The following is a 25716-nucleotide window of genomic DNA, read 5'->3' on the forward strand; positions in this document are numbered from 1 at the left end:
ACTGAGATGCAGGAGACCCGCCCGATGACGGCGCCGGGCGTGCCGCGCCTGGAGTTGCGGGGCATCTGCAAGAGCTTTCCCGGCGTCCTGGTCAACGACCGCGTCGATCTGGCGGTCATGCCCGGTGAAAGCCACGCCTTGCTGGGCGAGAACGGCGCCGGCAAATCCACCCTGATGAAGATCGTCAACGGGGTTCTTGCCGCCGATTCGGGCGAGGTCCTATGGGACGGGCGCCCGGTTCGTGTCACCAGCCCGGCGGAGGCGCGTCGGCTGGGCATCGGTATGGTGTTCCAGCATTTTGCGCTGTTCGAGTCCCTGACCGTGGCGGAAAACGTCGCGCTGGGGCTCGACGCGGCGGAATCCCTCGATCACCTGTCCGAGCGGATCCGGGCGGTATCGGACGGCTACGGGCTTGCCGTGGCGCCGGACCGGCATGTGCATGAACTGTCGGTGGGGGAGCGCCAGCGGGTCGAGATCGTGCGCTGTCTGCTGGGCGATCCGCGCCTGATTATCCTGGATGAACCGACCTCTGTCCTGACCCCGCGCGAGGCGCTCGCGTTGTTCGACGTGCTGCGGCGGCTACGGGGGGAGGGGCGTTCGATCCTCTACATCTCGCATAAGCTGGATGAGATTCGCGTGCTGTGTGATCGCGCGTCGGTTCTGCGCGGCGGCCGGCTGGTGGCGACGGTCGATCCGGGGCAGGAGACCGCGCGCTCGCTGGCCCGCATGATGATCGGCACCGACGTTCCGGACTTGACGCAACGCCGGGCCGCGGCCGGCGTCGAGACGGCCCCGCTGCTGGTGGTCGAAAACCTGGATGTCGATCGCGACGATCCGCACGGAACGGACCTGCGGGACGTGTCGCTGGCGGTGCGTCCGGGCGAGATCCTCGGCATCGCCGGCGTGGCCGGCAACGGCCAGAACGCCCTCATGCGCGTGCTTTCAGGCGAGCGGTTGGTGGCGCGGGCCGACGCGGTGCGCATCGCCGGCACGCCCGCCGGCCATTTACGGCCGCGTGCACGCCGGGATCTGGGGCTGGCCGTGGTGCCTGAGGAACGGTTGGGACAGGGCGCGGTGCCGGATTTGAGCCTGGCGGAGAACGCACTGCTGTCGGCGTACCGGCACGGGGGGCTGGTGCGCCGGGGGCTGGTGCACCGCCGTCAGACGCACGGCTTCGCCAGCCGGGTCATTCACGCCTTCAATGTCATTGCGCGCAGCAGCGACTCAGCGGCGGGCAGTCTGTCGGGTGGCAATCTGCAAAAGTTCATCATCGGCCGCGAGATCCTTCAGGCGCCCCGCGTTCTGGTCGCCGCGCACCCGACCTGGGGTGTCGATGCCGGGTCGGCGGCGGCCATTCATCAGGCGCTGGTCGATCTGCGGGATCGGGGCGCCGCGGTGCTGGTGATTTCCCAAGATCTGGACGAGTTGTATACGCTGTCGGACCGCATTGCCGTCATCGCGGGTGGGCGTTTGTCAGAGAGCCAGCCGACGCATGCCGTGACGGCCGAGGACGTCGGTTTGCTGATGGGGGGCCTGTTCGATAGCGAGGGCGGCGCCGGCACCGCCGTGCGGGCCGAGAGCGCACCGGCACGCATGGGGCCGAGCAAGGGGGGACCGGCCGATGTGGCCTAGGCTGGAGGCGCGGCCGGAACGCTCCCGCGTCATGGTGTACCTGACACCTTTGGTGGCGGCGGGGCTGACGGCAGTGGCCGGGTTGATCCTGTTCGCGGCGCTCGGTCACGATCCGGTGCGGGCGCTGACCATCTTTTTCATCTCGCCCCTGACCACGAGCTTCGGTCTGACCGAGCTGATCGTGAAGGCGACCCCCCTTGTGCTCTGTGCGCTGGGCCTGTCGGTCGGGTTCCGGGGCAATGTCTGGAACATCGGGGCCGAGGGCCAGTTGATCCTGGGGGCCATCTTTGCCGGCGGTGTCGCGCTGGCGGTCGGGGATGCGGAAGCACCCTGGCTGCTACCGGTGATGGTGTGCGCGGGCATCGTTGGCGGTATGCTCTGGGCCGCCATTCCCGCGCTGCTGCGGACCCGGTTCAACGCGAACGAGATCCTGGTCAGCTTGATGCTGAGCTACGTGGCAAGCCTGCTGCTGGGCTACCTTGTCCACGGGCCGTGGCGCGACCCGGACGGGTTCAATTTCCCCGAAACGGCGCTGTTTGGCGAGTCCGCCCTGCTGCCGGCGCTGGTGGAGGGCACGCGCCTGCACGCCGGGGCGCTGTTCGCTCTGGTGGCCGTCGGGGTGGTGTGGGTGTTGCTGATGCACTCCTTCATCGGCTTTCAGGTCAAGGTCATGGGCATGGCGCCCCGGGCGGGCGGCTATGCGGGCTTCAGTCAGGCGCGGGTGGTCTGGCTCGGCCTTCTGTGCGGCGGTGCGTTGTCCGGGCTGGCGGGCATGGTGGAGGTCGCCGGCCCAATCGGGCAGCTGCACCCGCAAATCTCGCCCGGCTACGGCTTCACGGCCATCATCGTTGCGTTCCTGGGGCGGCTACACCCGCTGGGCATCCTGGTGGCCGGCCTGTTCATGGCGCTGACCTATCTGGGCGGCGACACCTTGCAGATCGAGATGGGGTTGCCACGCGCGATGACCGGCGTGTTCCAAGGGATGATCCTGTTCTTCCTGCTCGCCTCGGATGTGCTGATCCATCATCGGATTCGGTTCGGATCCGGCCCCGCCCGGTCCCGGGCATCTACGCGGACGGGAGGCGCCTGACATGGACGGTCTCGACGCCATCGTCGCCCTGCTGGTGGCGACCATCCGCGCGGCTACACCGCTCGCCCTGGCGGCCGTCGGCGAACTGGTGACGGAGAAGTCCGGTGTCCTCAACCTTGGGGTCGAGGGCATGATGCTGGTGGGGGCCGTGGCGGCGTTCGCAACCGCCGTGGCGACCGGAAGCCTCGCTCTGGCGCTGCTTGCCGCCATAATCGCCGGCATGCTGGTTGCGCTGCTGTTCGCGGTCATGACCCTCAGCCTGATGTCGAATCAGGTCGCGACCGGTCTGGCCCTGACGATTTTCGGCATTGGCCTGTCGGCGTTCGTCGGCAAGGATTTCATCGGTATTCCCATCGAGAGCCTGGAGTCGGTGTACGTTCCGTGGCTGTCCGACCTGCCGCTGGTCGGCCCGGTTCTGTTTTCCCAGGATCCGCTGGTGTATGCGTCGGTCGCCCTGACCTTCGCAGTGAGCTGGTTTCTGTATCGCACCCGGCCGGGTCTCGTGGTCCGGGCGGTGGGGGAGAATCATTCCGCCGCCCATGCCATCGGCTATCCCGTGATCGGCATCCGCTATCTGTGCGTCCTGTTCGGCGGCGCCATGTCGGGGCTGGCGGGGGCGTATCTGTCCCTGGCCTACACGCCGATGTGGGTGGAGAACATGACCGCTGGGCGGGGATGGATCGCGCTGGCCCTGGTGGTGTTCGCCACGTGGAAGCCGGGTCGGGTGCTGCTGGGCGCCTATCTGTTCGGCGGTGTGACCATCATCCAGCTTCATGCGCAGGGCCTGGGCGTCGAGGTGTCCTCCCATATCCTGTCCATGCTGCCGTATCTGGCCACGATCGTGGTGCTGGTGCTGATCTCACGCGATCAGACGAAAATCCGGCTGAACGCCCCGGCGTGCATCGGCAAGGTGTTTCGACCGGATCACTGACGTCGTCGTTTTGTATTAAATTGTACGCTTTTGATTGATGCCGGGTGTGTCCCCTGTTACAACAGGACACGCTGTCGAATGGTTGTGGGGCGGGCTTATGAGGATTCCAGAGCGGGCGGGCCCGTCACGTGGGACCCGGGTCTATGGGCGAACGTCCTCGTCGGATGAAGCGGCCGGTACGGCGCGCGGCGAAGGGCTCGACCGGCCCGTCGCCCATGTTCTCGGCATTCCCGACAGCGATATGACGCCCCCCGTGCAGGCCGCCATGGACCGGCTGCTCGCCGAGGTGAGCCAGCTTCACGATGAGGTGGCGTCGCTGCGTGAGCGCTTGAACCGCGCGGAGTCCCTGGCCGATACCGATCCTCTGGTGCCGTTGCGGAACCGACGCGCGTTCGTACGGGAATTAGAGCGGATGATCGCCTACGCGGCCCGTCCCGGAAACGCCGTCGCGCTTCTCATGGTGGACGTGGACGGGCTCAAGCCGATCAACGATCAGGGCGGGCATGCGGCGGGGGACGAGGCCATCCGCCAGATCGCGGCGGCCCTGGTCGAATGCACCCGCGGTTCGGATCTTCTTGGGCGCCTGGGGGGCGACGAATTCGGGGTCGTCCTGATGGATACGGACCGGGCGGGAGCGGAGGACATCGCCGCGCGCATCACCGCCACCGTCGCCGAGCGCGTCGTTCTAATGCCGGACGGGCCACGTCCGCTGTCGGTCTCCTGCGGGCTGTGCGCTTTCGAGCCCGGTCTGACGATGCAGGATGTCCTGGCCCGCGCCGACGCCGCCCTCTATCGGCAAAAGGCGGCGCGTCCGGCCCACTGAAGCACCGGCGCCGCATGCCGGGTCGTGGCCCGCCGAGGCGGTCCTGCTGTTCCGCACAAAGAAACAGCCGCCCGGGAGAGACTCCCGGGCGGCTGTTCGGTGGCCCCACGGAGCGAGCGGGATTAGGTGGCCTTGGCGAGGTTCTCGTTCGCAAAGTCCCAGTTCACCAGATTCTCCAGGAACGTGGACAGGAAGTCCGGCCGGCGGTTCTGGTAGTCCAGGTAGTAGGCGTGTTCCCACACGTCACAGGTCAGAATCGCGATCTGGCCGTTGATCATCGGCAGTTCGGCGTTGGGGGTCTTGGCGATCTTCAGGGTGCCGTTCTCAAGCACCAGCCAGACCCACCCGGACCCGAACTGGCCCGCGCCGCCGGCCTTGAATTCGTCCTTGAACTTGTCAAACGAGCCAAAGGCCTCGTCGATCTTGTCCTTGATCGCACCGGTGGGCGCACCGCCGCCGCCGGCCTTCATGCCGTTCCAGAAGAAGGTGTGGTTCCAAACCTGTGCGGCGTTGTTGAACACGCCGGTGTTTTTGTCCGCCCACGCCTTCATGATCACGTCCTCCAGGGCCATGTCGGCCATGGGCGTGTCCTTGGTCATGTTGTTGAGGTTGGTGACGTAGGTGTTGTGGTGCTTGCCGTGGTGGAACTCCAGCGTCTGAGCCGACATGTGGGGCTCAAGCGCCGACGTGTCGTAGGGCAGGGGGGGGAGTTCGAAAGCCATTCTCAACCTCGTCTAAACGTGTGAAACCTGGGTTGGGGGTGCGGGGTCACCAGCGTACATAGGTCCCGTTGATGCTCCTGTGAAGTGTACAATCGTTCCAAAGGAGGCCGGCCTGTTGGGCCAGACGGATGACCGAGACCCAAAAGCGCCCGCCTTGTCCCCCGCCGCCGATGTGGTGCGGCGGCTGGATCGGGATCGGTTCGTTCTGACACTGATGGCGCCCCCGGCGCGGCGCGAGGCGTTGTTCGGCCTGTTCGCCCTGGCCGCTGAGCTGGCGCAGGTCGCCGGCCGTGTTCGCGAGCCGTTGATGGGCGTCATGCGGCTCCAATACTGGCGTGATGTGATCGAGGCCGCGGACCCGATCGCCGCGGCGCGGGGGAATCCGGTGGCGGAGGCCCTGGCCGTCCATACGCTGCCCGCCTTGGCGGTGCCGGCCTTGGGGGCGAGGCCGGGGGCCAGCGGACCGACTCTGCTGCACGAGCTGCTGGAGGCCCATGTGAACGATCTGACCCCCGACCCGCCAGCGGACGGGGCCGCCCTGCGCGGACTGGCGTTCGGAACGGCCGGCGCGACGGTGGAAGCGGCGGGGCTGGTGCTCGGCGCCACGGACGCGGCCAGCCGTGCGGCGGCGCGTCATGTGGGGACCGCCTGGGGCCTCGTGGCGTTGGTGCGCGCCACGCCCGTAGTGATCCGCCAGGGGCGCTTGCGGCTTCCGGCCGATGCGACTCGCGCCGCCGGCTATGATCCGGCGGCAATCGTGGCGGGGCGGGACACTGAGCGGTCCGCGATCCGCGCCGGTGTCCGGGCCGTGCTGAGGCTGGCGGACGCCGAACTGGCCCAGGCCCGGGCGTTCCGAGCCGAAGCGGCGCGATGTGCCCGGCCCATGTTGCGCCATGGCACGCTGGCGGAGCAGGGGCTGCGGACCCTGCGGCGCGCGGACGGTGATCCGTTCGACGCGCGGGTGATGAGGCTGCGGCCGCCAACAGGGCGTCTGCTGCTGGCGTCTCTGGTCGGGCGCTGACGGGTGTCCCTGCTGCGCATGCCAAAATAATGTGTCTGCGCGAGCCGTTTTGCATGGCACACCATGAAGTTGCCGCAATCGGCTGATAGTTTCCCTTAGTACCGGTGGGCCTGTACCGCCCGCCCGTGACACCGCAGGCCTTTTTTGACCTTTGATCCCAAGGCGTTGATCTTCGTTCCGTCCAGGCCATGGCGTGGGACGGGGCGCGTCATCCGGTCCTTTTTCGGGTTTCGGTGGGTCGAGATAGATTGCATTTGATGGAAAAGCGGGGCGCTCACCGTTTCTTGAAAAATCAGCTTGAATACGCTAAAGTACAGGCAGAATATACAATGTTGACGTGAAAGTCCGTGTGTTGGCGATTAGGAGGTCGTCGCCAAGAGGACGCGGCTGAAACGGAGGCCTATCATGCGGCAAGAGACCTTTACACCCCTTGAGCATGCGGCCGGGGTGGTGGTTGTCATTGCCCTGAGCATGCTCCTTCATGTGGGTCTGTCCACGGGTCACGGCTTTATGAGCGCCTCGTGGGATGCCATGGCCTTTGCTGACGGCCCAGACCCGACCATCGCCGCACCGAATTCGGCGGACTGGGGCAATGCTGTCCTACGCCTGAGCGGTATGCACTGACACGAGTGCTCCCGGACAGGATCATCAGGCGGGCGGTCCGTTAGAGGGGCATCCCGCAGCGGTCCTGATCCCGACCTGATGGCCGTCGAGCAGCCGCCCGACACCGGGTCCCCTTGCGGGACCCGGTTTTTTTAGGGGCGTGTGTTTGGGGTAACCTACATGGATTCCCGGTAGTTCGGCGCCTCGCGGGTAATGGCGACGTCGTGCACGTGGCTTTCGCGCCAGCCTGAGGCCGTGATGCGGCGGAACTGCGCCTTGGTGTGCATGTCGGCGATAGTGGCGCTGCCGGTGTAGCCCATGGCCGCCTTCAGGCCGCCGACGAGCTGGTGCAGGATGGTGCCGGTGGCGCCCTTGTAAGGGACCCGTCCTTCAATGCCTTCCGGGACGAGCTTCAGGTTGTCCGTGACCTCTTCCTGGAAATACCGATCCGCTGAGCCGCGCGCCATGGCGCCCAGCGACCCCATGCCCCGGTAGGCCTTGAAGGTGCGGCCCTGGTACAGAAAGACCTCGCCGGGCGCCTCGTCCGTGCCGGCCAGGAGCGAGCCCACCATGCACACGTCGGCGCCGCCCGCGATGGCCTTGGCCAGATCGCCCGAGTACTTGATTCCGCCGTCGGCGATCAGGGGGACGCCGGCCGCTCGGCACACCTCCGAGGTTTCCAGGATGGCGCTGAACTGTGGCACGCCCACACCGGCCACGATGCGTGTGGTGCAGATGGAACCGGGGCCGATGCCTACCTTGACGGCGTCGGCGCCGGCATCGATGAGGGCACGGGCGCCGTCCGGGGTGGCGACGTTTCCGCCGATCACCTGCGCGTAGTTGGACACGGCCTTGATCCGGCTCACGGCGTCCATGACACCGCGGGAATGCCCGTGCGCGGTGTCGACCACGACGACGTCGACTCCGGCGTCGAGCAGGGCCTCCGCGCGGGCGATGCCATCCGTGCCCACGCCGGTCGCCGCGGCGACGCGCAGACGCCCGCGCTCGTCCTTGGCGGCGTAGGGAAAGGTCGTGGCCTTCTCGATATCCTTCACGGTGACGAGCCCGACGCAGCGATAGGCATCATCCACCACCAGCAGCTTCTCGATGCGGTGGCGGTGGAGCAGCTTCTTGGCTTCGTCCTGGGTGACACCCTCCGCCACGGTGATGAGGTTTTCCTTGGTCATCAAGGCGCTGACCGGCTCGCCCGGGTCGGTGGCGAAGCGCACATCGCGGTGGGTCAGAATGCCGACCAGCCGGCCGTCGCCACGCTCGACCACCGGAATGCCGGAGATCTTGTGGTGCGCCATCATGGCCAGGGCGTCGGCAAGCGGCTGGTCCGGGAACATGGTCACGGGGTTGACGACCATGCCGGACTCGTACCGCTTGACCTTGCGGACCTCTTCGGCCTGGGCCGCGATGTCCATGTTCTTGTGGATGACGCCCAGGCCGCCCGACTGCGCCATCACAATGGCCATCGCGCTTTCGGTGACGGTGTCCATGGCGGAGGACATCAGCGGGATCGCGAGTTCGATCGACCGCGTGACCCGGGTCCGGACGTTCGCCATATGGGGCAGGACTTCGGACGCGGCGGGCACGAGAAGCACGTCGTCGAAGGTGAGGGCCTCGGGGAAGGGCATGACGGGAATCTCCTGGGCAACGTCGGACGGGGGGTGCCCGGGGATATGCCACGCCAGCCGGCCCCCGCCAAGGGGGCTGGCGTCCTCGCGAGCACAGGATGCGGCATTCGGACCCGGTTCAGGGGTCCCTGTCGTCGGGGCGCCCACGGAATCCTTGTGCGACCAGATACATCTCCGCCGAATCCTTGCGGCTGGCCGGCGGCTTCGCATGGCGGACGTTGGCGCAGAGCATTTTGATCCGAGAGAGCAGGGAATCCTCCGTCCCACCCTGGAACACCTTACAGACGAAGGCGCCGCCCGGTGCCAGCGTGTGCTCGGCGAAGTCCCAGGCGGCTTCGGCCAGCCCCATGATGCGCAGGTGGTCGGTCTGGGTGTGGCCCGTGGTGGGGGCCGCCATGTCGGACAGCACGAGATCGACCGGACCGCCGCAGTGCCCCTGGATGATCTCCGGCGCCGCCGGGTCCATGAAGTCGAGGGTGAAGCAGTGCGCGCCCGCGACCTCCGCCCATTCGAGGATATCGACACCGACCACGAGACCGGCGTTCGTGGCCTTTCCGGCGTGCACCCGATCAACGGCAATCTGGGTCCAGCCGCCCGGCGCGGCGCCGAGGTCGACCACGCGCAGGCCCGGCTTCAGCAGGTGGAAGCGCTCGTCCAGCTCGATCAGCTTGAAGGCCGCCCGCGAGCGATATCCTTGCCGACGGGCTTCCAGCACGTAGGGATCATTGAACTGGCGTTGCAGCCAGCGGGTTGAGGAGGGTTTGCGGCCTCGGGCCGTGCGCACGCGGGTGTGCAGCTTGCGGGCGGACCCGACCGCCTTGCCGCCCTCTCCGGATCCCTTGCTGCCGGTGCCGCTGTTGCCGCTACCACCACTCCGACTGCGGCGGCTCATGCTGAGGCCTCCGCGGCGCCCATAAGGTCCATCAAAACACCCTCGCGAATACCCCGGTCGGCAATGCGAAGCCGACCCACGGGCCACATGTCACAGATCGCTTCCAGGATGGCGCAGCCGGAGACCACGAGGTCCGCCCGCTCCCCGCCGATGCACGGGTGATGAGCGCGTTCGACGCAGCTCATGTGCCGCAGCCTGCGGCTCACCGCCTGGATGGAAATGAAATCGACCTCCAGGCCGTCCACGCTGTCGCGGTCGTAGCGGGGCAGGTCGAGCATGACGCCACCCAGCGTCGTGACGGTGCCGGAGGTCCCCAGCATCTGGATGCTGTCGCCGCTGGCTAGGCGCTCCGCGATGCCGTGGCGGGCGTCGAACGCCGCAAGCGCGGCGAGCACGTCGCCTTTCACGGCGGCGTAGCTGGCGTCGCACAGGTCGCCGCCGCGCGCCTCCGCGACCGTCACGACGCCCAGGGGCAGCGACGCCATATCGACGATACGGGGTCGATGCGTCGGCCCGTCGCGGGCGCCGTCGGCCGCCACCCACATCAATTCGGTGCTGCCCCCGCCGATGTCGAACACGACAGCGCCTTGGGTGCCGGCTCGCAGAAGGGGCGAGCAGCCGGCCAGGGCAAGGCGCGCTTCCTCATTCGGGGGAATGACTTCCAACCGCAGCCCGGTTTCGGTGAAAACGCGGTGCAGGAAAGCCTCTGTGTTGGCGGCGTGCCGGCAGGCGGCCGTGGCAACCATCCGCGTTCCGGCGACGCGATGGCGGGCCATTTTGCGCGCACAGACACGCAAGGCTTCGATGGTGCGCGTCATGGCGGCCTCGGACAGACGCCCGCTCTCGTGTAGGCCCTCGCCGAGGCGTGTGATGCGGGAAAAGCTGTCCACGACCCGGAACCCCCCGCGCGGATCCGGTCGGGCCGCGAGCATGCGGCAGTTGTTCGTGCCCAGGTCGAGCGCGATGAAGATCGGTCGCGCCACGGCGGCCGGATGCCCGCTGGCTGCGGGCGGCGGTGTGGCGTCGCGAGTCCGGCGGATCGGGGGGGCGGCCATCGTCGCCGATCCGCTGTGGGCGGTTTCGAACGGCGACACAGATGACGACGCCTCGCCGAAGGGCGCGGGTGTGTGAACGGGTTCAAACGGCACGGACACTCTCGACACAGCACGGTGTGGGTCGGTACGCTTCCGACTCCGACATGACGGTATCGTAAAACACATCGTCTCGGCTTGGAATCAGGAATATGGCGGCAGCGTGGCGCCCCGCCGGACTGGTCAGGCCGGGGCCAATCTGATACTGAGAGGCCCAGACGCCACACCGGTCCGTGATCGGGAATGGCCCCGTAGCTCAACTGGATAGAGCGCCGGTTTCCTAAACCGGAGGTTGCAGGTTCAAGCCCTGCCGGGGTCGCCATCTCAGGTGTTTCATTCACCGTTTTCAAAACGTTATCCGGGACCGTGACGAACGATTCGGTGTCCTTGTCCCGAACGCGCGGACATGGGGTTCTGCGGCGCGCAGCGCGGCGTGCTCAGGCGTGATGCCGCCAAGCGCGCGTGCGGGGGCTCCAGGATGTGCGACGCATCGTCACGCACGTCGACACCCTCGCGCGTACCGTCGGCGCTGTCGTGGCCATTGCGGCAGCGGTCCTGCGGTGGATCGACACGAGTTTCGGCCCGCGAGCATGGCGCGCGACCTTCGGATCGCGCCAAAACGGAATCACGGTCGGACCCTGTCTTGACGCGATCGGCCTTCGGTCTATGCGACCAAAGCAAATCGTCCCCAGTGTGTTGGGGCGTGATCTGGTCCGGATCGCTCGGATTTTGCTTTAGCCTTGATGGGCCACATAGGCGTCGTAACGCGCCCGGGTTTCTGCGTTCGGCGGATAGAGACCGGGCAGCGGCACGCCCCGCTCAATCTCGGACATGATCCAGCTTTCCAGGCGCTCCTGCTCCACGGCCGCGGCGGTCACCTCGTCGACCAGGGCCGCCGGAATCAGGACCGCGCCGTCGTTATCGACCACCACGACATCCTCTGGGAACACCGCCACGCCGCCGCACGCGACCGGCTGGCCCCAATCGACGAAGGTCAGACCGGCGACGGAGGGCGGCGCGGCGGCGCCGTCGCACCACACCGACAGGCCGGAGGCGAGCACACCGTCCAGATCACGGACCACGCCGTCCGTCACCAGACCGGCCACGCCGACCTTGGCCATGCGGCGGCACAGAATGTCGCCGAAGATGCCGGCGTCGGTCACGCCCATGGCGTCGACCACGGCGATACAGCCCTCGGGCATCGCCTCGATGGCCGCGCGGGTGGAGATGGGCGAGGCCCAGGACGCGGGGGTGGCCAGGTCCTCGCGGGCGGGCACGAAGCGCAGGGTGAAGGCCGGCCCCACCACGCGCCCCTGGCCGGGCTTGATCGGTTTGGTGCCGCGCATCCACACGTTCCGCAGGCCCTTTTTCAGCAGGACCGTGGTCAGGGTGGCGGTGGAGATGCCCGACAGGGCTTCAATGATTTCAGGACGAATCGCCATGGGAGGGGGCTCCTAGCTCAGGGTATCGCACGCGTCGGCGATGCGCGCGCAGGCCACGCGCAGCCGTTCGAGGGACGTCGCGAAGGACACGCGGAAGTACGGCGCGAGCCCAAAGGCCGTGCCCGGAACCACGGCCACGTTGGCCGCTTCCATCAGGTACTCGGCCACCGCCACGTCGCTGTCGAGCACGCGGCCCGCGGGCGTTTTGCGCCCCAGCAGACCGGCGCAGGACGGAAACAGATAGAACGCGCCCTGCGGCGTCTGGCAGCTCAGCCCGTCGATGGCGTTGAACGCCGCCAAGCAGAGGTCGCGGCGCTCGCGGAAGGCCGCGTTGCGCTCCTCCAGGAAATCGAGCGGCATCCGGAGCGCGGCGGCGGCCGCCGCCTGGGAGACCGAACTGGGATTGCTTGTGCTTTGGGACTGGACGGTGGCCATGGCCTTGATCAGCGGGGCCGGGCCTCCGGCGTAGCCGATGCGCCATCCGGTCATGGCATAGGCTTTCGACACGCCGTTCACGGTCAGCACGCGCGGCGCCAACCGCGGCTCGACCGCCGCGATGGTCGTGAACGCCCAGCCGTCGTAGCGGATGTGCTCATACATGTCGTCGCTCAGGACATGCACATGGGGGTGCTCCAGCAGCACGTCGGCCAGCGCCCGCAGCCGGTCGGCGTCATAGCCGGCCCCGGTCGGATTGCTGGGCGAGTTCAGGATCAGCCACTTGGTGCGGGGCGTGATGGCCGCGCGCAGGCTGTCCGCGTCCAGCAGGAACCCCTGCTCCTCCGGGCAGGGCACCACGACCGGCACGCCGCCGACCAGCCGAACCATGTCCGGATAGGACACCCAATAGGGCGCCGGGATGATGACCTCCTGACCGATGTCGACCGAGGCATACAGCGCGTTGAACAGAACCTGCTTGCCGCCGGTCCCCACGCTGATCTGATCCAGGCCGTAGGTCAGCCCGTTGTCGCGCGCGAACTTCTCGACGATGGCCTGCTTCAGGTCCGACGTGCCGTCCACATCGGTGTATTTCGTCTCGCCCCGGTCGATCGCAGCTTTGGCCGCGTCCTTGACCGGCTGGGGCGTATCGAAATCGGGCTCGCCCTGGGACAGGCCGATGACGTCCCGTCCCTGGCGGCGCAACTCGCCGGCCAGACGGGTGATAGCGATCGTGGGCGATGGCGCAACGACGCTCAAACGAGTGGACAACAGGCTCATGGCGGAGGGGGCGCTTCCTGACAGATCGAGAGGATGGGGAGAAAGGGCAGGGACGACGTAAGGCAGGGGAGACGCGGATCAAAACGGGGACGCGGCACCGGGACTCGGATGGCATCGGACGCACGATCCGGGTCGGTCAGCGGGGGGAGACCGGGCCGCGCCCCCTGAGAGCCGATCGTTCAAAGGTAGACCCTCAGACCGGGCCTCCTTTGAACAGGACTCGGCTCTCTGTCGTTCAAGACGGACGCGGGGATCAGACGGACTTGATCGCTCCCCCGTCACACCGGATTACCGAGCCGGTCATGTAGCTGGCCGGTCCGCTGCACAGGAAGGCCGCCACCGCGCCGAACTCGGCGACCGTGCCGTAGCGGCCGGCCGGGATCGTCGCCCGCGAACCCTCGCGCACCGCGTCGATGTCCTTGCCGGTCCGCTTGGCGGCGGCGGCGTCCAACTGGTCCACCCGGTCGGTGTGAACGCGGCCCGGCAGCAGCATGTTGCAAGTCACTCCGGAGGCGGCAACCTCGTTGGCGAGGGTCTTGTTCCAGCCCACCAGCGCGCCGCGCAGGGTGTTGGACAGGGCAAGATTCGGGATCGGTTGCAGCACGCCGGAGGACGCGCAGGTCAGCACCCGGCCCCATCCGGCCTCCTGCATCGCGGGCAGCAGACGGTTGGTCAGGGCAATGACATGGAACACCATCGCCTGCGCCTGGGCGGCCAGGGTGGCCTCGTCCATGGCGGTCGCCGGACCCGGGGGCGGGCCGCCGGTGTTGTTCACCAGAATGTCCACCCGGCCCAGCGTGGCCTCGGCGGCGGCGGCGATCTGCTCCACAAAGCCCGCGTCCGACAGGTCGGAGGCGACCCAGTGGGCCGTGCCCGCGCCGCGGGCGTTAATGGCGGCGGCGTTGGCGGCGAGAGCTTCGGCGTCGCGGCCGGTCAGAAGGACCTCGGTCCCTTCGGCGGCCAGCGCCTCGGCAATGCCCAGTCCCAAGCCGCGGGACGAGGCCAGAACCAGCGCCTTCTTGCCGGTCAATCCCAGATCCATGGTTTCAACGCTCCTTCAATCTGCGTTCGGTGCGCCCCATCAGGCGCTCCAGTTCGGCGATATCGACCGCCCCCAACCCCCCGGCCGGGGCGCGCAGGGTGGCCGAGGCGATCACGCCCCGGCGCATGAGGACATGCTTGCGCAGCGCCAGCCCGGCGCCCAACTGCTGCTCGTGGCGCAGGAGAGGCAGGTAGCAATCGAACAGGTCTTCCGCCGCGTCGGCGTCGCCGGCGGCGTGCAGGCGCACGGTTTCCACCAGGGCCTCCGGATAGGCGAACCCGGTCATAGCGCCGTCGGCGCCTCGGCCCAGTTCCTGAGGCAGGTAGAGCCCCCCATTGCCGCACAGGATGGATAGGCGCGGGGCCCCGTCGGTTTCGGACGCGCGCAGGGCGGTGATCTTGGGCAGGCCCGGGCAGTCCTCATGCTTCAGCATGACGATCTGAGGCAGCTCCCGCGTCATTTCCAGAATGGCGCGGGTCGAGACCGGAACGCCCGTGCTCTGGGGGAAGTCCTGGTAGACCACCGGCACGTCCGGCCCCAGGGCGGCGCAGACCTGACGCATGTAGCCGACGATGCGCTCATCCTTGATGGGGCCGCGCGCCGGCGCCACCATGACGCCCGCCGCGCCCTTGTCCATGGCGTACTTCCCAAGGTCGGCGAGGTTCGCCAGACCCGGATCGGACACGCCGGCGACCACCGGAACATCACGGCCGGCGCGGGCCAGGACCCGATCGAGCACGGTGCGGCGTTCCTCCGGCGTCAGCTTGTCGGCCTCGCCCATCATGCCCAGCACGGTGATGCCGTCGACGCCCTTCTCCAGGTAGAAGTCGATCAGTCGGTCGAGGCTGTCCAGGTCCAGCGCTCCGCTCTCCGTGAACGGCGTGGCGCTGATGATGTAGACGCCGCGGGTGTCGCGGCCAATCCGAACGGACATCGGTTTCTTTCTCTTTCGGGTCAGGGGACGGGGCGCCCCGCGCGTCGGGCTCAGCCCGGCCGGGACGCGGTGGGGAAGGGCGCGATCGCCACGCCGGCGTCGGCCAGGGCCTGCCGCAGGGCGCGGGCTGTCTCCGGCGCGCCGGGTGTGTCGCCGTGCACGCACAGCGTGGCCGCCTGAACCGGCAGCTTCTGGCCACCCACCGTGGGGATGAGCCCGTCGACGACCATGGACAGCACCTGATCGACGCTCTGGGCCGGATCGTGGATGACGGCGTCGGGCCGCTGGCGGGAGGTCAGCGTGCCCGCGTCGTCGTAGGTCCGGTCGGCGTAGATCTCGCACGCCACCGGCAGCCCCGCCTTCTCCGCCGCCGTCATGGTTTCCGAATAGGGCAGGGTGATGAACACCAGCGTCGGGTCCACGGCCTGGATGGCGCGCACGCACAGGGCGGCCAGATCCGGATCCTCAGCCGCCATGTTGCCCAGGGCGCCGTGCGTTTTCACGTGGGTCATCGGCCAGTCCAGGACCGCGCACATGCCGCGTAGGGCGGCGATCTGATAGACGATCTGCGCTTCCAGATCCTCCGGCCGGTCGCCGGTAATGCGCCGGCGGCCGAAGCCGTACAGGTCCATGAACGAGGGATGCGCCCCCACCGCGACGCCCTTGGCCTTGGCCGCCAGGATGGTCCGGCGCATGACCGCCGGGTCCCCCGCGTGGAACCCGCAGGCCACGTTGGCGGTGGTGATCAGGTCCATCATCGCCGCGTCATCGCCAATGGTGTAGGCGCCGAACGCTTCGCCCATATCGCAGTTCAGGTCGAGTGTGACGGCCACAAAAGCCTCCAATACCCTATTGAATTTAGGGCTAAAAAACGCCCCTTGCCCAAAAACAGCTCAGCCCCATTGCGCTGCGCAAAAAACCATCATACGATCCGATGTGTCTGGACATACAGGTGGTATACCGAAAACGCAAGCCATTTGACACCTCTCGTCTCTCCCTCACAACCCCTGTTCCGAAGAAGGCGATCTCCATGACAGTCATTGCCATACGCACCGCCGCACTGGCGTTTCTGACCGCCGCCGCGGCGAGCGTTCCGGCCTTCGCGGAGACCACATGGGACATGTCCGTGGTCTGGCCGGAATCCAACTTCCATACCCAGAACGCTAAGATTTTCGCCGACGCGGTCGAGACCGCCACCGATGGCGACGTGGTGATCACCGTCCACTCCGGCGGCGCCCTGGGCATCAAGGGCCCAGAGGGCATGGCGGCCGTGCGCGACGGCCTGGTGCCGATCGCCGATATCCTGATGAACCAGCAGGTGGGCGAGGCGCCCATCCTGGGCATTGAGACCCTGCCCTATCTGGCGCCGACCATGCCGGACTTGGCCCTGCTGCATAAGTTCTTCCGCCCGAAGCTCGAGGAGGTGGCGGCCTCGATGAATCAGAAGCTGCTCTACATGGTGCCGTGGCCGGGGCAGGCGGTGTACGCCAAGACCCCGATCAACAGCATCGAAGACTTGAGTGGCCTGAAGATGCGGGTCGTCGATGCCAACGGGTACGACTTCTTCAACCGCCTGGGCGCCGCCCCGTTGCAGATGCCCTGGGGCGAGGTCGTGCCGTCGCTGGCGGCGGGCACGATCTCCAGCGTGACCACCTCGTCCTCGTCGGGCGTGGACGGGTCGTTCTGGGAGTTCATGGATTACATGAGCACGTTCAACTGGCAGGCCTCCAGCAACATCGTCACCGTGAACCTGGACGCCTGGAACGCCCTGTCGCCGGAGGATCAGGTCGCCATCGAGGACACGGCGCGCCGCTTGGAGGGCGAGTTCTGGCTGACCAGCCGCCGCGAGGACGATGCCAAGATCGCCACGCTGAAATCCCACGGCATGACCGTCACCGCCCCGTCCCCCGCGTTCAAGGCGGCCCTGATCGAGCGCGCCACGCCGATGTGGGATGCGTTCAAGGAGCGCGTGCCCGAGGCTGCGCCGTACATCGACGCCTACCTGGAAGCCCGCGGGAATTAACCCCGGCCGGACCACCGCCTCCGGCCCTGTGCCGGAGGCGCCCAATGCCGGATCGCCGGGCGCTCCCCAGTTCGGGAGTGCTCCCGCAGTCCGGCTGACTGGAGGCACGCATGCCAGCCCGTCCTGAGGCCCTGACCCGAACCCTTGTTTCCCGTATCGATGCCCTCTGCACCGCCGCCGCCGTTCTGGGCGCGGCCTGTCTGGCGGGCCTGTTCCTCCTGATCCTGTCAGAGGTGCTGGCCCGGAATCTCCTGGGGCAGAGCCTGGCCTTCAGTTGGGATTTCGCCGCGTACGGCATGGGGTGCTGCTTTTTCCTGTCGGCGGCCAACACGATGAAAAACAGCGGCCATGTGCGGGTCACCGTTCTGTTCGAACTCCTGCCGCCGGGACCGGCGCGGATCGCGGAAGGGGTGGCCTGCGTGCTTGGGATGCTGGTGTCTCTGGCGCTGGTCTACGCCCTCGGGGACATGGCCTGGCTGTCGTACGTACGCGGGTCCACCGCCGCCTCGGTGGTCAAGACCCCTCTGTGGATCCCCCAATCGCTCATGACCCTGGGCGCGCTTGTCTTCGTCCTGGCGCTGGTCGCCCAGTTCCTACGGGTGCTGCTGGGAGAGGGACACGTGGACAGACCCGATATCGAGGACGCGCTCTGATGGGAACCGTCTCCCTGGCCCTTGTGGCCCTGCTCGCCTTTCTTCTCGGAACCGGGGTGTGGATCTGCCTCGGGCTTCTGGGCACCGGCGTCGGCCTTCTGACGCTGTTCCGTCCACAGATGCCGATCGAGAAGCTGCTGGCCCAACAGGCGTGGAACGCCTCGACCAGCATGGAGCTGCTCGCCCTGCCGCTGTTCATCCTGATGGCGGAGATCCTGTTCCACACCAAGGTGGCTGAATCGCTGTTCAACGGGCTCGCGCCCTGGACCCGCCGTCTGCCCGGCCGCATGAGCCATGTGACGGTGCTGGCCTCGACGCTGTTTGCGGCCGTCTCCGGCTCGTCGGCGGCGACCACCAGCACCGTGGGCCGCATCACGGCCCGGGAGCTGATCGCCAAGGGCTACGACCGGAGTCTTGTCACGGGCAGTCTGGCGGGTGCGGGCACCCTTGGTTTTCTCATCCCGCCCTCGACGATCATGATCATCTACGGTGTGCTGGCCGAGGAATCGATCCTCAAGCTGTTCATGGCGGGTATCGTCCCGGGGGCTCTGCTGGCGCTGTCCTATATGCTGTATCTGGCGATCCGCGCCACGCTGAATCCCAGCCTGGTCGGCGCCCCACCGCCGCCGAGCAGCTTCCGCGAAAAGCTGGCCACGCTGCGCGGGGAGGGTTTGGCTCCGCTCTTGCTGCTGATCGTCTGCGTGGTCGGCTCCATGTATGGCGGCATTGCCTCGCCCACCGAGGCCGCATCCGTCGGTGTGCTCGGGTCCCTTCTGCTGGGCGTGTATCAGCGGGCTCTGTCCTGGCGGACCCTGGGGCAGGCGCTGTTTCACGCCGCCCAGACCTGCTCAATGATCGGCTTCATCATCATCGGCGCCATGTTCCTGTCCGTCGGCCTGGGCTATCTGGGCCTGCCTCGCTTCGTTGCCGCCACAATTCAGGGGCTGCACCTCTCGCCCTTCACTTTGATCCTCGCGCTCTTGGCGTTCTACGTCATCCTCGGCTGTTTCATGGAAGGCATGTCCTGCATCGTCATGACCCTGCCGATTACCTTGCCGTTGGTGCTGGCGGCGGGGTACGACAAGATCTGGTTCGGCATCTTCCTGGTTCTGGTTGTGGAATTGGCGCAGATCACGCCTCCGGTGGGATTCAATCTGATCGTGATCCAGCGCCTGATCGGCGGCCGCATTGGCCCCATCGCGCGGGCGGCGCTGCCCTTCTTCCTGATCACGGCCACCTTTACCCTGCTGCTGGCGGTCTTCCCGGGCATCGTGTCCTGGCTGCCCGACCTGCTGGCGTCACGGTCATGACGACGGCCCCGCGAATCCTGCCCGCCGGCGATCAGGCCCTGACGGTCGAGTTCGCCGACCGGATCGACGATGCGATCAACCAGAGGGTCATCGCTCTGGCGGACTCCCTGGAGCAGAGCCCGATCCCCGGCCTGCTGGAGTGCGTGCCGACCTACCGGTCGCTGCTGGTGCTGTACGATCCCGAGGTGACACGCGGCCGCGACCTGAGTGCGGCGCTGCTGGAGCGCGCCCGCGCCCAGACCCGGGCGACAACCATCCACCGTCTGTGGCGCGTGCCGATGGTCTTCGGCGGCGCGGCCGGCTTGGATCTGGAGACCCTGGCCGCCGACAAGGGCCTGTCCGTCGCCAACCTCATCGCCGCGTTCACCGCGCCGGAGTATCGAGTGCACATGATCGGCTTCGCGCCCGGCTTCGCCTATCTTGGTGGGCTGCCCGAGGCGTTGCACACTCCCCGCCTTCCTAAGCCGCGGCAGCGCGTGGAGGCTGGCGCCATCGGTATCGGGGGCCAGCAGGCCAACATCAACTCGGTGCCCGGTCCCAGCGGCTGGCGCTTCCTGGGTCGAACCCCGCTGCGGCTGTTCGACCCCGAACGGGCCGAGCCGTTCCTGATGCGGGCCGGCGACCGGGTCCGATTCGAGCCCATAGATATCGCCACCGCGGAGCGCCTGGACGCGGCCGTGGCGGCCGGCACGACCATTGTGGAGCCCGACATCCGATGACTCCGTCGTTGACGGTACAGCGCGCCGGCCCCCTGACTACGGTTCAGGACCGGGGCCGCCCCGGCCTGTTGCACGCGGGCGTGTCCGCGTCCGGCCCCATGGATCCCGCCCGGCTGGCGATTGCCAACGCCCTGGTCGGCAACGCCCCCGACGCCGCCGCGCTGGAATTCGCCGGGCCGGGCGGCCGCTACACCGTCTCCGCCCCGGTTCGCATCGCAGCGGTGGGCGACGTTGCGGTGACCATCGGCGGCCGCGCCGTCCCCGCGTGGCAGAGCCACCCCGTGACCCCGGGACAGCGGCTGGAGCTGGGCGCGCCCCAGGATGGCGTCTGGGGATATCTAGCCATCGCGGGCGGCCTTGATACGCCGCCGGTTCTGGGGGCCCGCGCCACCCATTTGCGCACCGGCCTCGGCGGTCTGGACGGCCGGGTTCTGCGCAGCGGCGACACCGTGCCTTTGGGCGCCGCCACGGTGGAGGAGGGCGCACCCCATCTCCGTCTGCGCCGGCCCTGGCGGCCGGTGGAGAGTGCCATCCGCGTGTTGGCCGGCCCGCAAGCGGACCATTTCGACGAGGCGGCCTGGGACCGCCTGCTGAGCGAGCCCTACCGGATCAGCCCGGCGCGCGACCGCATGGCTCAGATGCTGGAGGGGCCGGTCCTGACCGCCCACCGGGGCCACGACATCGTGTCGGACGGCACGCCCATGGGCTCGGTGCAGGTGCCGGGATCGGGCCAGCCCATGGTCCTGATGGCTGAGCGCCAGACCACGGGCGGCTATCCAAAGATGGCCGTCGTCGCGTCGGTGGACCTGCCCAGACTGGCCCAGATGCCCACCGGACAGGTGGTTCGCTTCACCCGCGTGGACCGGGACACGGCGGAGGACCTTCTGATCGCCGAGCGGCGCGCCCTGCGTGCCCTGCTCGACGGTCTGGTGCCGGCGGAGGGCTGGCGGCCGGACACACCGCTGCTTTTGGACGTGAACTTGATCGACGGCGTCGTCGGCGATCTCGACGGAGGTTCGGCATGACCCGCCCCCTGTCTCAGCAAGCCTATGCGAAGATCATCGAGATGGTCTTTTCCGGCGTTCTGCCCGCCGGCTCCGCCCTGCACGAGGCCCGCCTGAGCGACAGCCTCGACATGTCGCGGACTCCTGTGAGGGAGGCGATCAAGCGCATGGAGTACGAAGGCCTGTTGCGCCGCGAGGGCCGGTTCCTGCGCGTTCGGCCACCGACGCCGGCGGAGATCGAGGAAATCTTTTTCCTGCGCGAGGCCATGGAGGCCCAGACGGCGCGCGCGGCCGTCACCCTGCCGAACACGCTGTTCGACGAGATGACCAACCGGCTTCGCGCCTTCCTGGCCGCCGACGGCGCGTCCACCGACGGCACGGGTGGCAGCGGCGACCCGGCCGGCTTCACCGAGGATGAGTGGCGCATCGACGACGCCTTTCACCGCATGCTCGCGCGATCCATGAACAACCCGATCCTCCTGCGCACCCTGGACCGGCTGCGGCTGCGCACGTACATGTTCGACCGCACCCGGGTACCCGAACGGTTCCTGGCCGGCACCCATGAGCATCTTGCGATCCTCGACGCCCTGCGGGCCGGCGACGCCGACACCGCCGAGCGCCTGACCGTCGCGCATCTGCGCAACGCCCGCGATGCCGTGCTGTCGTGCCTGGAACGCTACGCCTTGGGCGAGGTGCCCCGGTGACGCACGCCCTGAAGTTCCCCAAGAAGTGCCTCATCATCCAACGGATTCACGACGCCGGCCTGAACGCCCTGGTGGAGGGCGGTGTGACGCCCGTGCTGTGCCCGGCCCCGGACATGGCCTCCGTCGCGGCCCATGTCGGCGACTGCGATGCGGCGATCACCCGGGACGCCGGCTTTTCGGCCGCCGCCCTCGACGCGGCGCCCCGGCTGCGCGGCATCATCGTCCATGGCAGCGGCTATGATGTGGTCGACGTCGCGGCCGCCACCGCCCGGGGGGTCGCGGTGTGCAACACGCCCGGCGTCAACGCGCAGTCGGTGGTGGAACTGACCCTCGGGCTGGCCTTCGCCGCCGCCCGGCGGTTGACCGCTGCCGACCGCGCCGTCTGGGGTGGCGACGCGGGGTTCCGCGAGAGCGCGCCTTTCACCGAACTGCACGGCAAGGCCGCCCTGATCATCGGGTGGGGCGCCATCGGCGCACGGGTCGGCGCCGCCCTGCGCGCGGCCCTGGGCATGACCATCCTGACGCCCCACCGTCCGGGGTCGCCGCCCCCGGACGGGGTCGACGCGGTCGTTCCGCTGGAGGACGGTCTGGCTCGCGCCGCCCTGATCAGTCTGCACGCGCCCCTGACCGCCGAGACCCGGGGCCTGATCGGCGCCTCGGCGCTGGGTGCCATCGCGCCGGGCGCGGGCGCGATCCTGGTCAACACCAGCCGGGCCGGTCTGGTGGACGAGGCTGCGTTGGCCGACGCCCTGGCCACGGGGCGGATCGCCGCCGCCGGCCTGGATGTGGCCTCGCCCGATGTCGCCCGGGGGCCCCTGGCCGCCTTCACCGACCGGGTGATTCTCTCGCCCCATGTCGGCGGCACGACCGAGGAAGCCCGGCGCCGGGTGTCCCTGGCCGCCGCCGGGCACGTGCTGACCCTGTTGCACGGCGGACGGCCGTCGACCTTGCTCAATCCCGAAACCCTGGAGATCCCGGCATGACCCGCGCTCTGACCGAGACCATCGATCGCGTCCTCGATGGCGTGAACGCGATCTCCGCGCCCGGCCCGGGCGTCACCCGCCCGTCCTACGATCCGCTGGAAAGTCGCGCCCACGCAGTGATCGCCGAGGAGGCCGGCCGGCTGGGCCTGACCGTGGAGCGGGACGCCGCCCTCAACCTGTTCGCCCGCCTGCCGGGTCGGGACCGGCGCGCGCCGGCGCTGTATGTTGGCTCTCATCTGGATTCCGTGCCCCAGGGCGGCCGCTACGACGGACCGGCCGGCGTGGCCGGGGCCATGGCCCTCGCGGCGGCGCTGATCGAACGCGATACGCCGCCGCCGGTGGATCTGGTCGTGACCGTGACCCGCGCCGAAGAAAGCGTGTGGTTTCCCGCCTCCTACATCGGCTCGCGCGCGGCCACCGGGCGCTTGCGCGCCGAGGATCTGGCGGTGTGCCGCGCCGACACCGGCCGCACCCTGGCCGACCATATGCGCGCCGAGGGCGGGGACCCCGACGCCGTGCTGCGGGGGCCGGGCCGGACGCCCGCCACATTCCTGGAGCCCCATATCGAGCAGGGCCCGGTTCTGGTGGAGGCCGACGAGCCCTTCGCCCTGGTCACCGCCATCCGGGGCGGTCTGCGCTACCGGACCGCGCGCATCGCCGGAACCTGGGCCCATTCGGGCGGCGCGCCCCGGCACAGCCGCGCCGACGTGGTCTTTGCGCTGGCCGACGTGATCACCGCCATGGACCGCCATTGGGCGGCGATCCTGGCCGAGGGCCACGATCTGGCCGTCACGGTCGGGCGCGTGGACGCCGCCGGTCCGGAGCACGCCTTCGCGAAGGTCCCGGGTGCGCTGTCCTTCTGTATTGATCTGCGCTCCAACGATACGGCGGTGCTGGACCGGGCCGACGCCGTGCTGCGAAACGAGATCGCGGCCGTCGAGGCGGCCCGCGGGGTCACCTTCGATCTGGGCGCGCCATCGCGCAGCGTCCCCACGCCGTTGTCTGCGGACCTGACCGATCGCCTACACGCGGCGTTCGGGCGGCAGGGGCGGGCGGTTCGCCGCATGCTGTCCGGCGGCGGACACGATGCCGCCGCCTTCGCCCAGGCGGGATGGACGGCGGGCATGCTGTTCATCCGCAACCAGAACGGCAGTCACAATCCGGACGAGGCGATGGACCGCGCCGATCTGGCGGAGGCCATCGACGCCCTGGCCGCCGGCCTCGTGGAAGCCTGTGCGCCATGAGCTCTCCGGACTCCCAATCGCAACGCGCCTATCAGATCCTCAAGCGCAAGATCCTCGACGGGGGCTACGGCGCCGACGACGTGCTGAGCGAGCGGAGCTTGGCGGAGGAATGCGGTGTCTCCCGCTCGCCTCTGCGCAGCGCCATCGCCCGTCTTGAGCAGGAGGACGTGCTGTGCCGGCTCGCGAACGGCGCCCTGGTGGCGCGGCCGGTGACGGTGATCCAGTTGCTGGAGATCGTGCAGACCCGCCGCATCCTGGAAGGCGCCGCCGCCGAGCGCGCCGCCGCCCTCTACGGTCTGACTCCAGAGCTAAAGGTCGAGCGGGAGCACATGAGCGCTTACCTCGACAAGGACGACTGGCCGTTCGATACCTTCTGGGACAGCGACAACCGGTTTCACGCCGGCATCGCGCTGGCCGCCCGCCTGACCCTGCTGCCCGGCATTCTCGACGAGCTGCGCGCGGTCGCCCGTCGGTGCAGCATCACACGCACCCACGACCGGTTCACCCAGCAGGCCCGGGAGCATCTGGCCGTCATCGATCACATCGAACGCCGTGACCCGGCCGGCGCGCGCCGGGCCATGGAAGAGCATTTCGACAGCGCGCGGGCCCGGTTCCTCGAATGGCTGGACCGCGCCTGATCCCCTCTCCGACACAGGACCGTTTTCGTTGACCCTGGATCGTCCCGCCCCCGTGGCCCCGTCGTCCCCCGTTTCGTGCCCCGGCACGCCCCCGGAGTCCCTCACCGGGCGGGAGGCCGTGTTCCCCCCCGAGGAGTTCCAGGCCCGCCAGGACCGCGCCCGCGCCGCCATGCGGCGGGCCGGCCTCGACGCTCTCATCGTGACCGGGCCGGAAAACATCTTCTGGCTCTCCGGTCGCCAGACGGCCGGCTACTTCGCCTTCCAGGCCCTGGTGCTGCCCGCCGACGGCGCCCCGACGCTGCTGGTGCGCCAGCTTGAGGTGCCGGGGGCGATGGCGAACACTTGGCTCACCGACATCGTGGCCTATCAGGACGGCGAAGATCCCGCCGAAGTCCTGCTTGCGTTGCTGCGTCGGCACGGCGTGGCGCGGGTAGCCATCGAACGCGCCGGGTTCTTTCTGTCGCCGCGCTTCATGGATCATCTGGAAGGCCGGCGCGGCACCCCGTTTCTGGACGGATCGGACCTGATCCCTGGGCTCCGCTTGATCAAGAGTCCGATGGAACAGGCCGCCGTCCGGCTGGCTGCTCGCCATGCCGAGGTGGCGATGACGGCGGGTCTTGCCGCCTGCTCGGCCGGGCAGACCGAGAACAGCGTCGCCGCCGCCATGCTGTCCGCCGCCGTCCTGGACGGGTCGGAGGCGATGGCTATGGAGCCCCTCGTGTCCTCCGGCCCGCGCAGTGGCCTGCCGCACATGACGTGGCGTCGCCGCCCGCTGGCGCTCGGCGATCCGCTGTTCCTGGAGCTGGCGGGATGCCACGACCGTTACCACGCCGCGCTGATGCGCACGGTGTGGATCGGGACGCCGCCGCCGGACGCCCAGCGCATGATGGACGCGGCCCTGCGTGCCCTGGACGCGGCCCTGGCAGCGCTTAGGCCCGGACAGCCCTGCGCTGCTCCGCACGAGGCCGCGCAGGCCGTGATCGACGAGGCGGGCTACACCGCCGCCTTCCGCAAGCGCATCGGCTATTCCATGGGGCTGGCCTTCGCGCCCGATTGGGGCGAGGGCGCCATCCTGGACCTGTTCACCGGCCGGTCGGAGGTGTTGGCGCCCGGCATGGTGTTCCATCTGCCCGCCACCCTGCGCGTCCCCGGCCTGTGGACGGTGGGCGCGTCGGAAACGGTTATCATGACCGAGACCGGCGCCGAGGTTCTGTCCAGCCTGCCGCGCACCATTCAGGAGCGCTGACGGCGCCGGAAGCAGGGCCGGTCCCGCCCGAGGCCCAGCGTCCGACCGGCACCCGTGCAAGCGGCGCCGTGCGCCGCGTGCACTGGAGTCCATGCGTTCGGGGCACGGTCCGTG

Annotated in this window: 25 protein-coding genes and 1 tRNA gene; 17 read left to right on the plus strand and 9 right to left on the minus strand. The window is 68.7% G+C overall.

The annotated features are described in order from the left end of the window. Positions 1-24 precede the first annotated feature (24 nt). The 4 genes from GGD82_RS00405 (at position 25) to GGD82_RS00420 (ending at position 4476) form a co-directional block, all read left to right on the plus strand. On the plus strand, positions 25-1632 hold the full coding sequence (locus GGD82_RS00405) for an ABC transporter ATP-binding protein (protein ID WP_150060832.1): 1608 nt from the start codon (positions 25-27) through the stop codon (positions 1630-1632). Then, positions 1622-2722 carry an ABC transporter permease gene (locus tag GGD82_RS00410; protein WP_211364676.1) on the plus strand — a complete coding sequence of 367 codons (1101 nt, stop codon included), beginning with the start codon at positions 1622-1624 and terminating at the stop codon, positions 2720-2722. Before GGD82_RS00405 ends, GGD82_RS00410 begins: the two co-directional genes overlap by 11 nt. A 1-nt stretch (position 2723) precedes the next feature. After that, positions 2724-3653, plus strand: a complete 930-nt coding sequence (locus tag GGD82_RS00415) for an ABC transporter permease (RefSeq protein WP_150060724.1) — start codon at positions 2724-2726, stop codon at positions 3651-3653. 97 nt (positions 3654-3750) lie between these two features. Then, complete coding sequence (locus GGD82_RS00420) at positions 3751-4476, plus strand: GGDEF domain-containing protein (protein WP_170284124.1); 726 nt, start codon at positions 3751-3753, stop codon at positions 4474-4476. A 122-nt stretch (positions 4477-4598) separates the two neighbouring features. On the opposite strand, the gene GGD82_RS00425 is transcribed toward GGD82_RS00420, so the two are convergent. After that, the gene (locus GGD82_RS00425; protein ID WP_150060722.1) at positions 4599-5198 is read right to left on the minus strand and encodes a superoxide dismutase; all 600 of its coding nucleotides are present in this window, start codon (positions 5196-5198) and stop codon (positions 4599-4601) included. A 154-nt stretch (positions 5199-5352) separates the two neighbouring features. Here GGD82_RS00425 and GGD82_RS00430 point away from each other — a divergent pair, with 154 nt between their 5' ends. Both GGD82_RS00430 and GGD82_RS00435 read left to right on the plus strand, forming a co-directional pair. Then, positions 5353-6219, plus strand: coding sequence for a squalene/phytoene synthase family protein (locus GGD82_RS00430; RefSeq protein WP_150060721.1), 867 nt, complete (start codon positions 5353-5355; stop codon positions 6217-6219). A gap of 405 nt (positions 6220-6624) precedes the next feature. Beyond that, positions 6625-6843 carry a hypothetical protein gene (locus tag GGD82_RS00435; protein ID WP_150060720.1) on the plus strand — a complete coding sequence of 73 codons (219 nt, stop codon included), beginning with the start codon at positions 6625-6627 and terminating at the stop codon, positions 6841-6843. Between the two features lie 155 nt (positions 6844-6998). On the opposite strand, the gene guaB is transcribed toward GGD82_RS00435, so the two are convergent. From guaB to GGD82_RS00450, 3 genes are all read right to left on the minus strand, one after another. Continuing rightward, the gene (gene guaB, locus GGD82_RS00440) at positions 6999-8462 is read right to left on the minus strand and encodes an IMP dehydrogenase (RefSeq protein WP_150060719.1); all 1464 of its coding nucleotides are present in this window, start codon (positions 8460-8462) and stop codon (positions 6999-7001) included. Between the two features lie 118 nt (positions 8463-8580). Then, the gene (locus GGD82_RS00445; protein ID WP_150060718.1) at positions 8581-9354 is read right to left on the minus strand and encodes an RlmE family RNA methyltransferase; all 774 of its coding nucleotides are present in this window, start codon (positions 9352-9354) and stop codon (positions 8581-8583) included. Then, on the minus strand, positions 9351-10409 hold the full coding sequence (locus GGD82_RS00450; protein WP_150060717.1) for a Ppx/GppA phosphatase family protein: 1059 nt from the start codon (positions 10407-10409) through the stop codon (positions 9351-9353). The genes GGD82_RS00445 and GGD82_RS00450 overlap by 4 nt, the downstream gene beginning before the upstream one ends. 281 nt (positions 10410-10690) lie before the next feature. On the opposite strand from GGD82_RS00450, the gene GGD82_RS00455 reads away from it, so the two are divergent. After that, positions 10691-10767, plus strand: a tRNA-Arg gene (locus GGD82_RS00455). A 412-nt stretch (positions 10768-11179) separates the two neighbouring features. Here GGD82_RS00455 and GGD82_RS00460 read toward each other — a convergent pair. From GGD82_RS00460 to GGD82_RS00480, 5 genes are all read right to left on the minus strand, one after another. Further along, positions 11180-11887: a ribonuclease activity regulator RraA gene (locus tag GGD82_RS00460; RefSeq protein ID WP_150060716.1), complete on the minus strand. Its 708-nt coding sequence runs from the start codon at positions 11885-11887 to the stop codon at positions 11180-11182. Between the two features lie 12 nt (positions 11888-11899). Further along, positions 11900-13102 (minus strand): pyridoxal phosphate-dependent aminotransferase, encoded by a 1203-nt coding sequence (locus tag GGD82_RS00465; RefSeq protein ID WP_150060715.1) that lies wholly within the window; start codon positions 13100-13102, stop codon positions 11900-11902. Positions 13103-13355: 253 nt separating this feature from the next. Next, a complete protein-coding gene (locus tag GGD82_RS00470; protein WP_150060714.1) occupies positions 13356-14144 on the minus strand; it encodes an SDR family oxidoreductase in 789 nt (262 codons plus the stop codon). 4 nt (positions 14145-14148) lie between these two features. After that, positions 14149-15078, minus strand: a complete 930-nt coding sequence (locus GGD82_RS00475; RefSeq protein ID WP_150060713.1) for a dihydrodipicolinate synthase family protein — start codon at positions 15076-15078, stop codon at positions 14149-14151. Between the two features lie 50 nt (positions 15079-15128). Continuing rightward, positions 15129-15911 carry a LamB/YcsF family protein gene (locus tag GGD82_RS00480; protein ID WP_150060712.1) on the minus strand — a complete coding sequence of 261 codons (783 nt, stop codon included), beginning with the start codon at positions 15909-15911 and terminating at the stop codon, positions 15129-15131. A gap of 197 nt (positions 15912-16108) precedes the next feature. On the opposite strand from GGD82_RS00480, the gene GGD82_RS00485 reads away from it, so the two are divergent. The 10 genes from GGD82_RS00485 to GGD82_RS00530 all read left to right on the plus strand — a co-directional run bounded on the left by GGD82_RS00485 (position 16109) and on the right by GGD82_RS00530 (position 25602). After that, positions 16109-17101 (plus strand): TRAP transporter substrate-binding protein, encoded by a 993-nt coding sequence (locus GGD82_RS00485; protein ID WP_150060711.1) that lies wholly within the window; start codon positions 16109-16111, stop codon positions 17099-17101. A 110-nt stretch (positions 17102-17211) separates the two neighbouring features. Then, on the plus strand, positions 17212-17754 hold the full coding sequence (locus GGD82_RS00490) for a TRAP transporter small permease subunit (protein WP_150060710.1): 543 nt from the start codon (positions 17212-17214) through the stop codon (positions 17752-17754). Continuing rightward, the gene (locus GGD82_RS00495) at positions 17754-19064 is read left to right on the plus strand and encodes a TRAP transporter large permease (RefSeq protein ID WP_150060709.1); all 1311 of its coding nucleotides are present in this window, start codon (positions 17754-17756) and stop codon (positions 19062-19064) included. The genes GGD82_RS00490 and GGD82_RS00495 overlap by 1 nt, the downstream gene beginning before the upstream one ends. Beyond that, positions 19061-19783: a 5-oxoprolinase subunit PxpB gene (gene pxpB / locus GGD82_RS00500; protein ID WP_150060708.1), complete on the plus strand. Its 723-nt coding sequence runs from the start codon at positions 19061-19063 to the stop codon at positions 19781-19783. Before GGD82_RS00495 ends, pxpB begins: the two co-directional genes overlap by 4 nt. Then, the gene (locus GGD82_RS00505; RefSeq protein WP_150060707.1) at positions 19780-20808 is read left to right on the plus strand and encodes a 5-oxoprolinase subunit C family protein; all 1029 of its coding nucleotides are present in this window, start codon (positions 19780-19782) and stop codon (positions 20806-20808) included. Before pxpB ends, GGD82_RS00505 begins: the two co-directional genes overlap by 4 nt. After that, complete coding sequence (locus GGD82_RS00510) at positions 20805-21491, plus strand: GntR family transcriptional regulator (protein WP_150060706.1); 687 nt, start codon at positions 20805-20807, stop codon at positions 21489-21491. The genes GGD82_RS00505 and GGD82_RS00510 overlap by 4 nt, the downstream gene beginning before the upstream one ends. Further along, on the plus strand, positions 21488-22474 hold the full coding sequence (locus tag GGD82_RS00515) for an NAD(P)-dependent oxidoreductase (protein ID WP_211364675.1): 987 nt from the start codon (positions 21488-21490) through the stop codon (positions 22472-22474). Before GGD82_RS00510 ends, GGD82_RS00515 begins: the two co-directional genes overlap by 4 nt. After that, the gene (locus tag GGD82_RS00520; RefSeq protein ID WP_150060705.1) at positions 22471-23718 is read left to right on the plus strand and encodes a hydantoinase/carbamoylase family amidase; all 1248 of its coding nucleotides are present in this window, start codon (positions 22471-22473) and stop codon (positions 23716-23718) included. The genes GGD82_RS00515 and GGD82_RS00520 overlap by 4 nt, the downstream gene beginning before the upstream one ends. Beyond that, positions 23715-24356: a GntR family transcriptional regulator gene (locus tag GGD82_RS00525; RefSeq protein WP_150060704.1), complete on the plus strand. Its 642-nt coding sequence runs from the start codon at positions 23715-23717 to the stop codon at positions 24354-24356. The genes GGD82_RS00520 and GGD82_RS00525 overlap by 4 nt, the downstream gene beginning before the upstream one ends. 28 nt (positions 24357-24384) lie before the next feature. After that, entirely contained in the window at positions 24385-25602 is a 1218-nt protein-coding gene (locus GGD82_RS00530) for a M24 family metallopeptidase (protein WP_211364674.1), read from the plus strand. The last annotated feature ends 114 nt before the right edge of the window (positions 25603-25716 follow it).

Source organism: Roseospira marina, from assembly GCF_014197855.1.
Classification (GTDB): domain Bacteria; phylum Pseudomonadota; class Alphaproteobacteria; order Rhodospirillales; family Rhodospirillaceae; genus Rhodospira; species Rhodospira marina.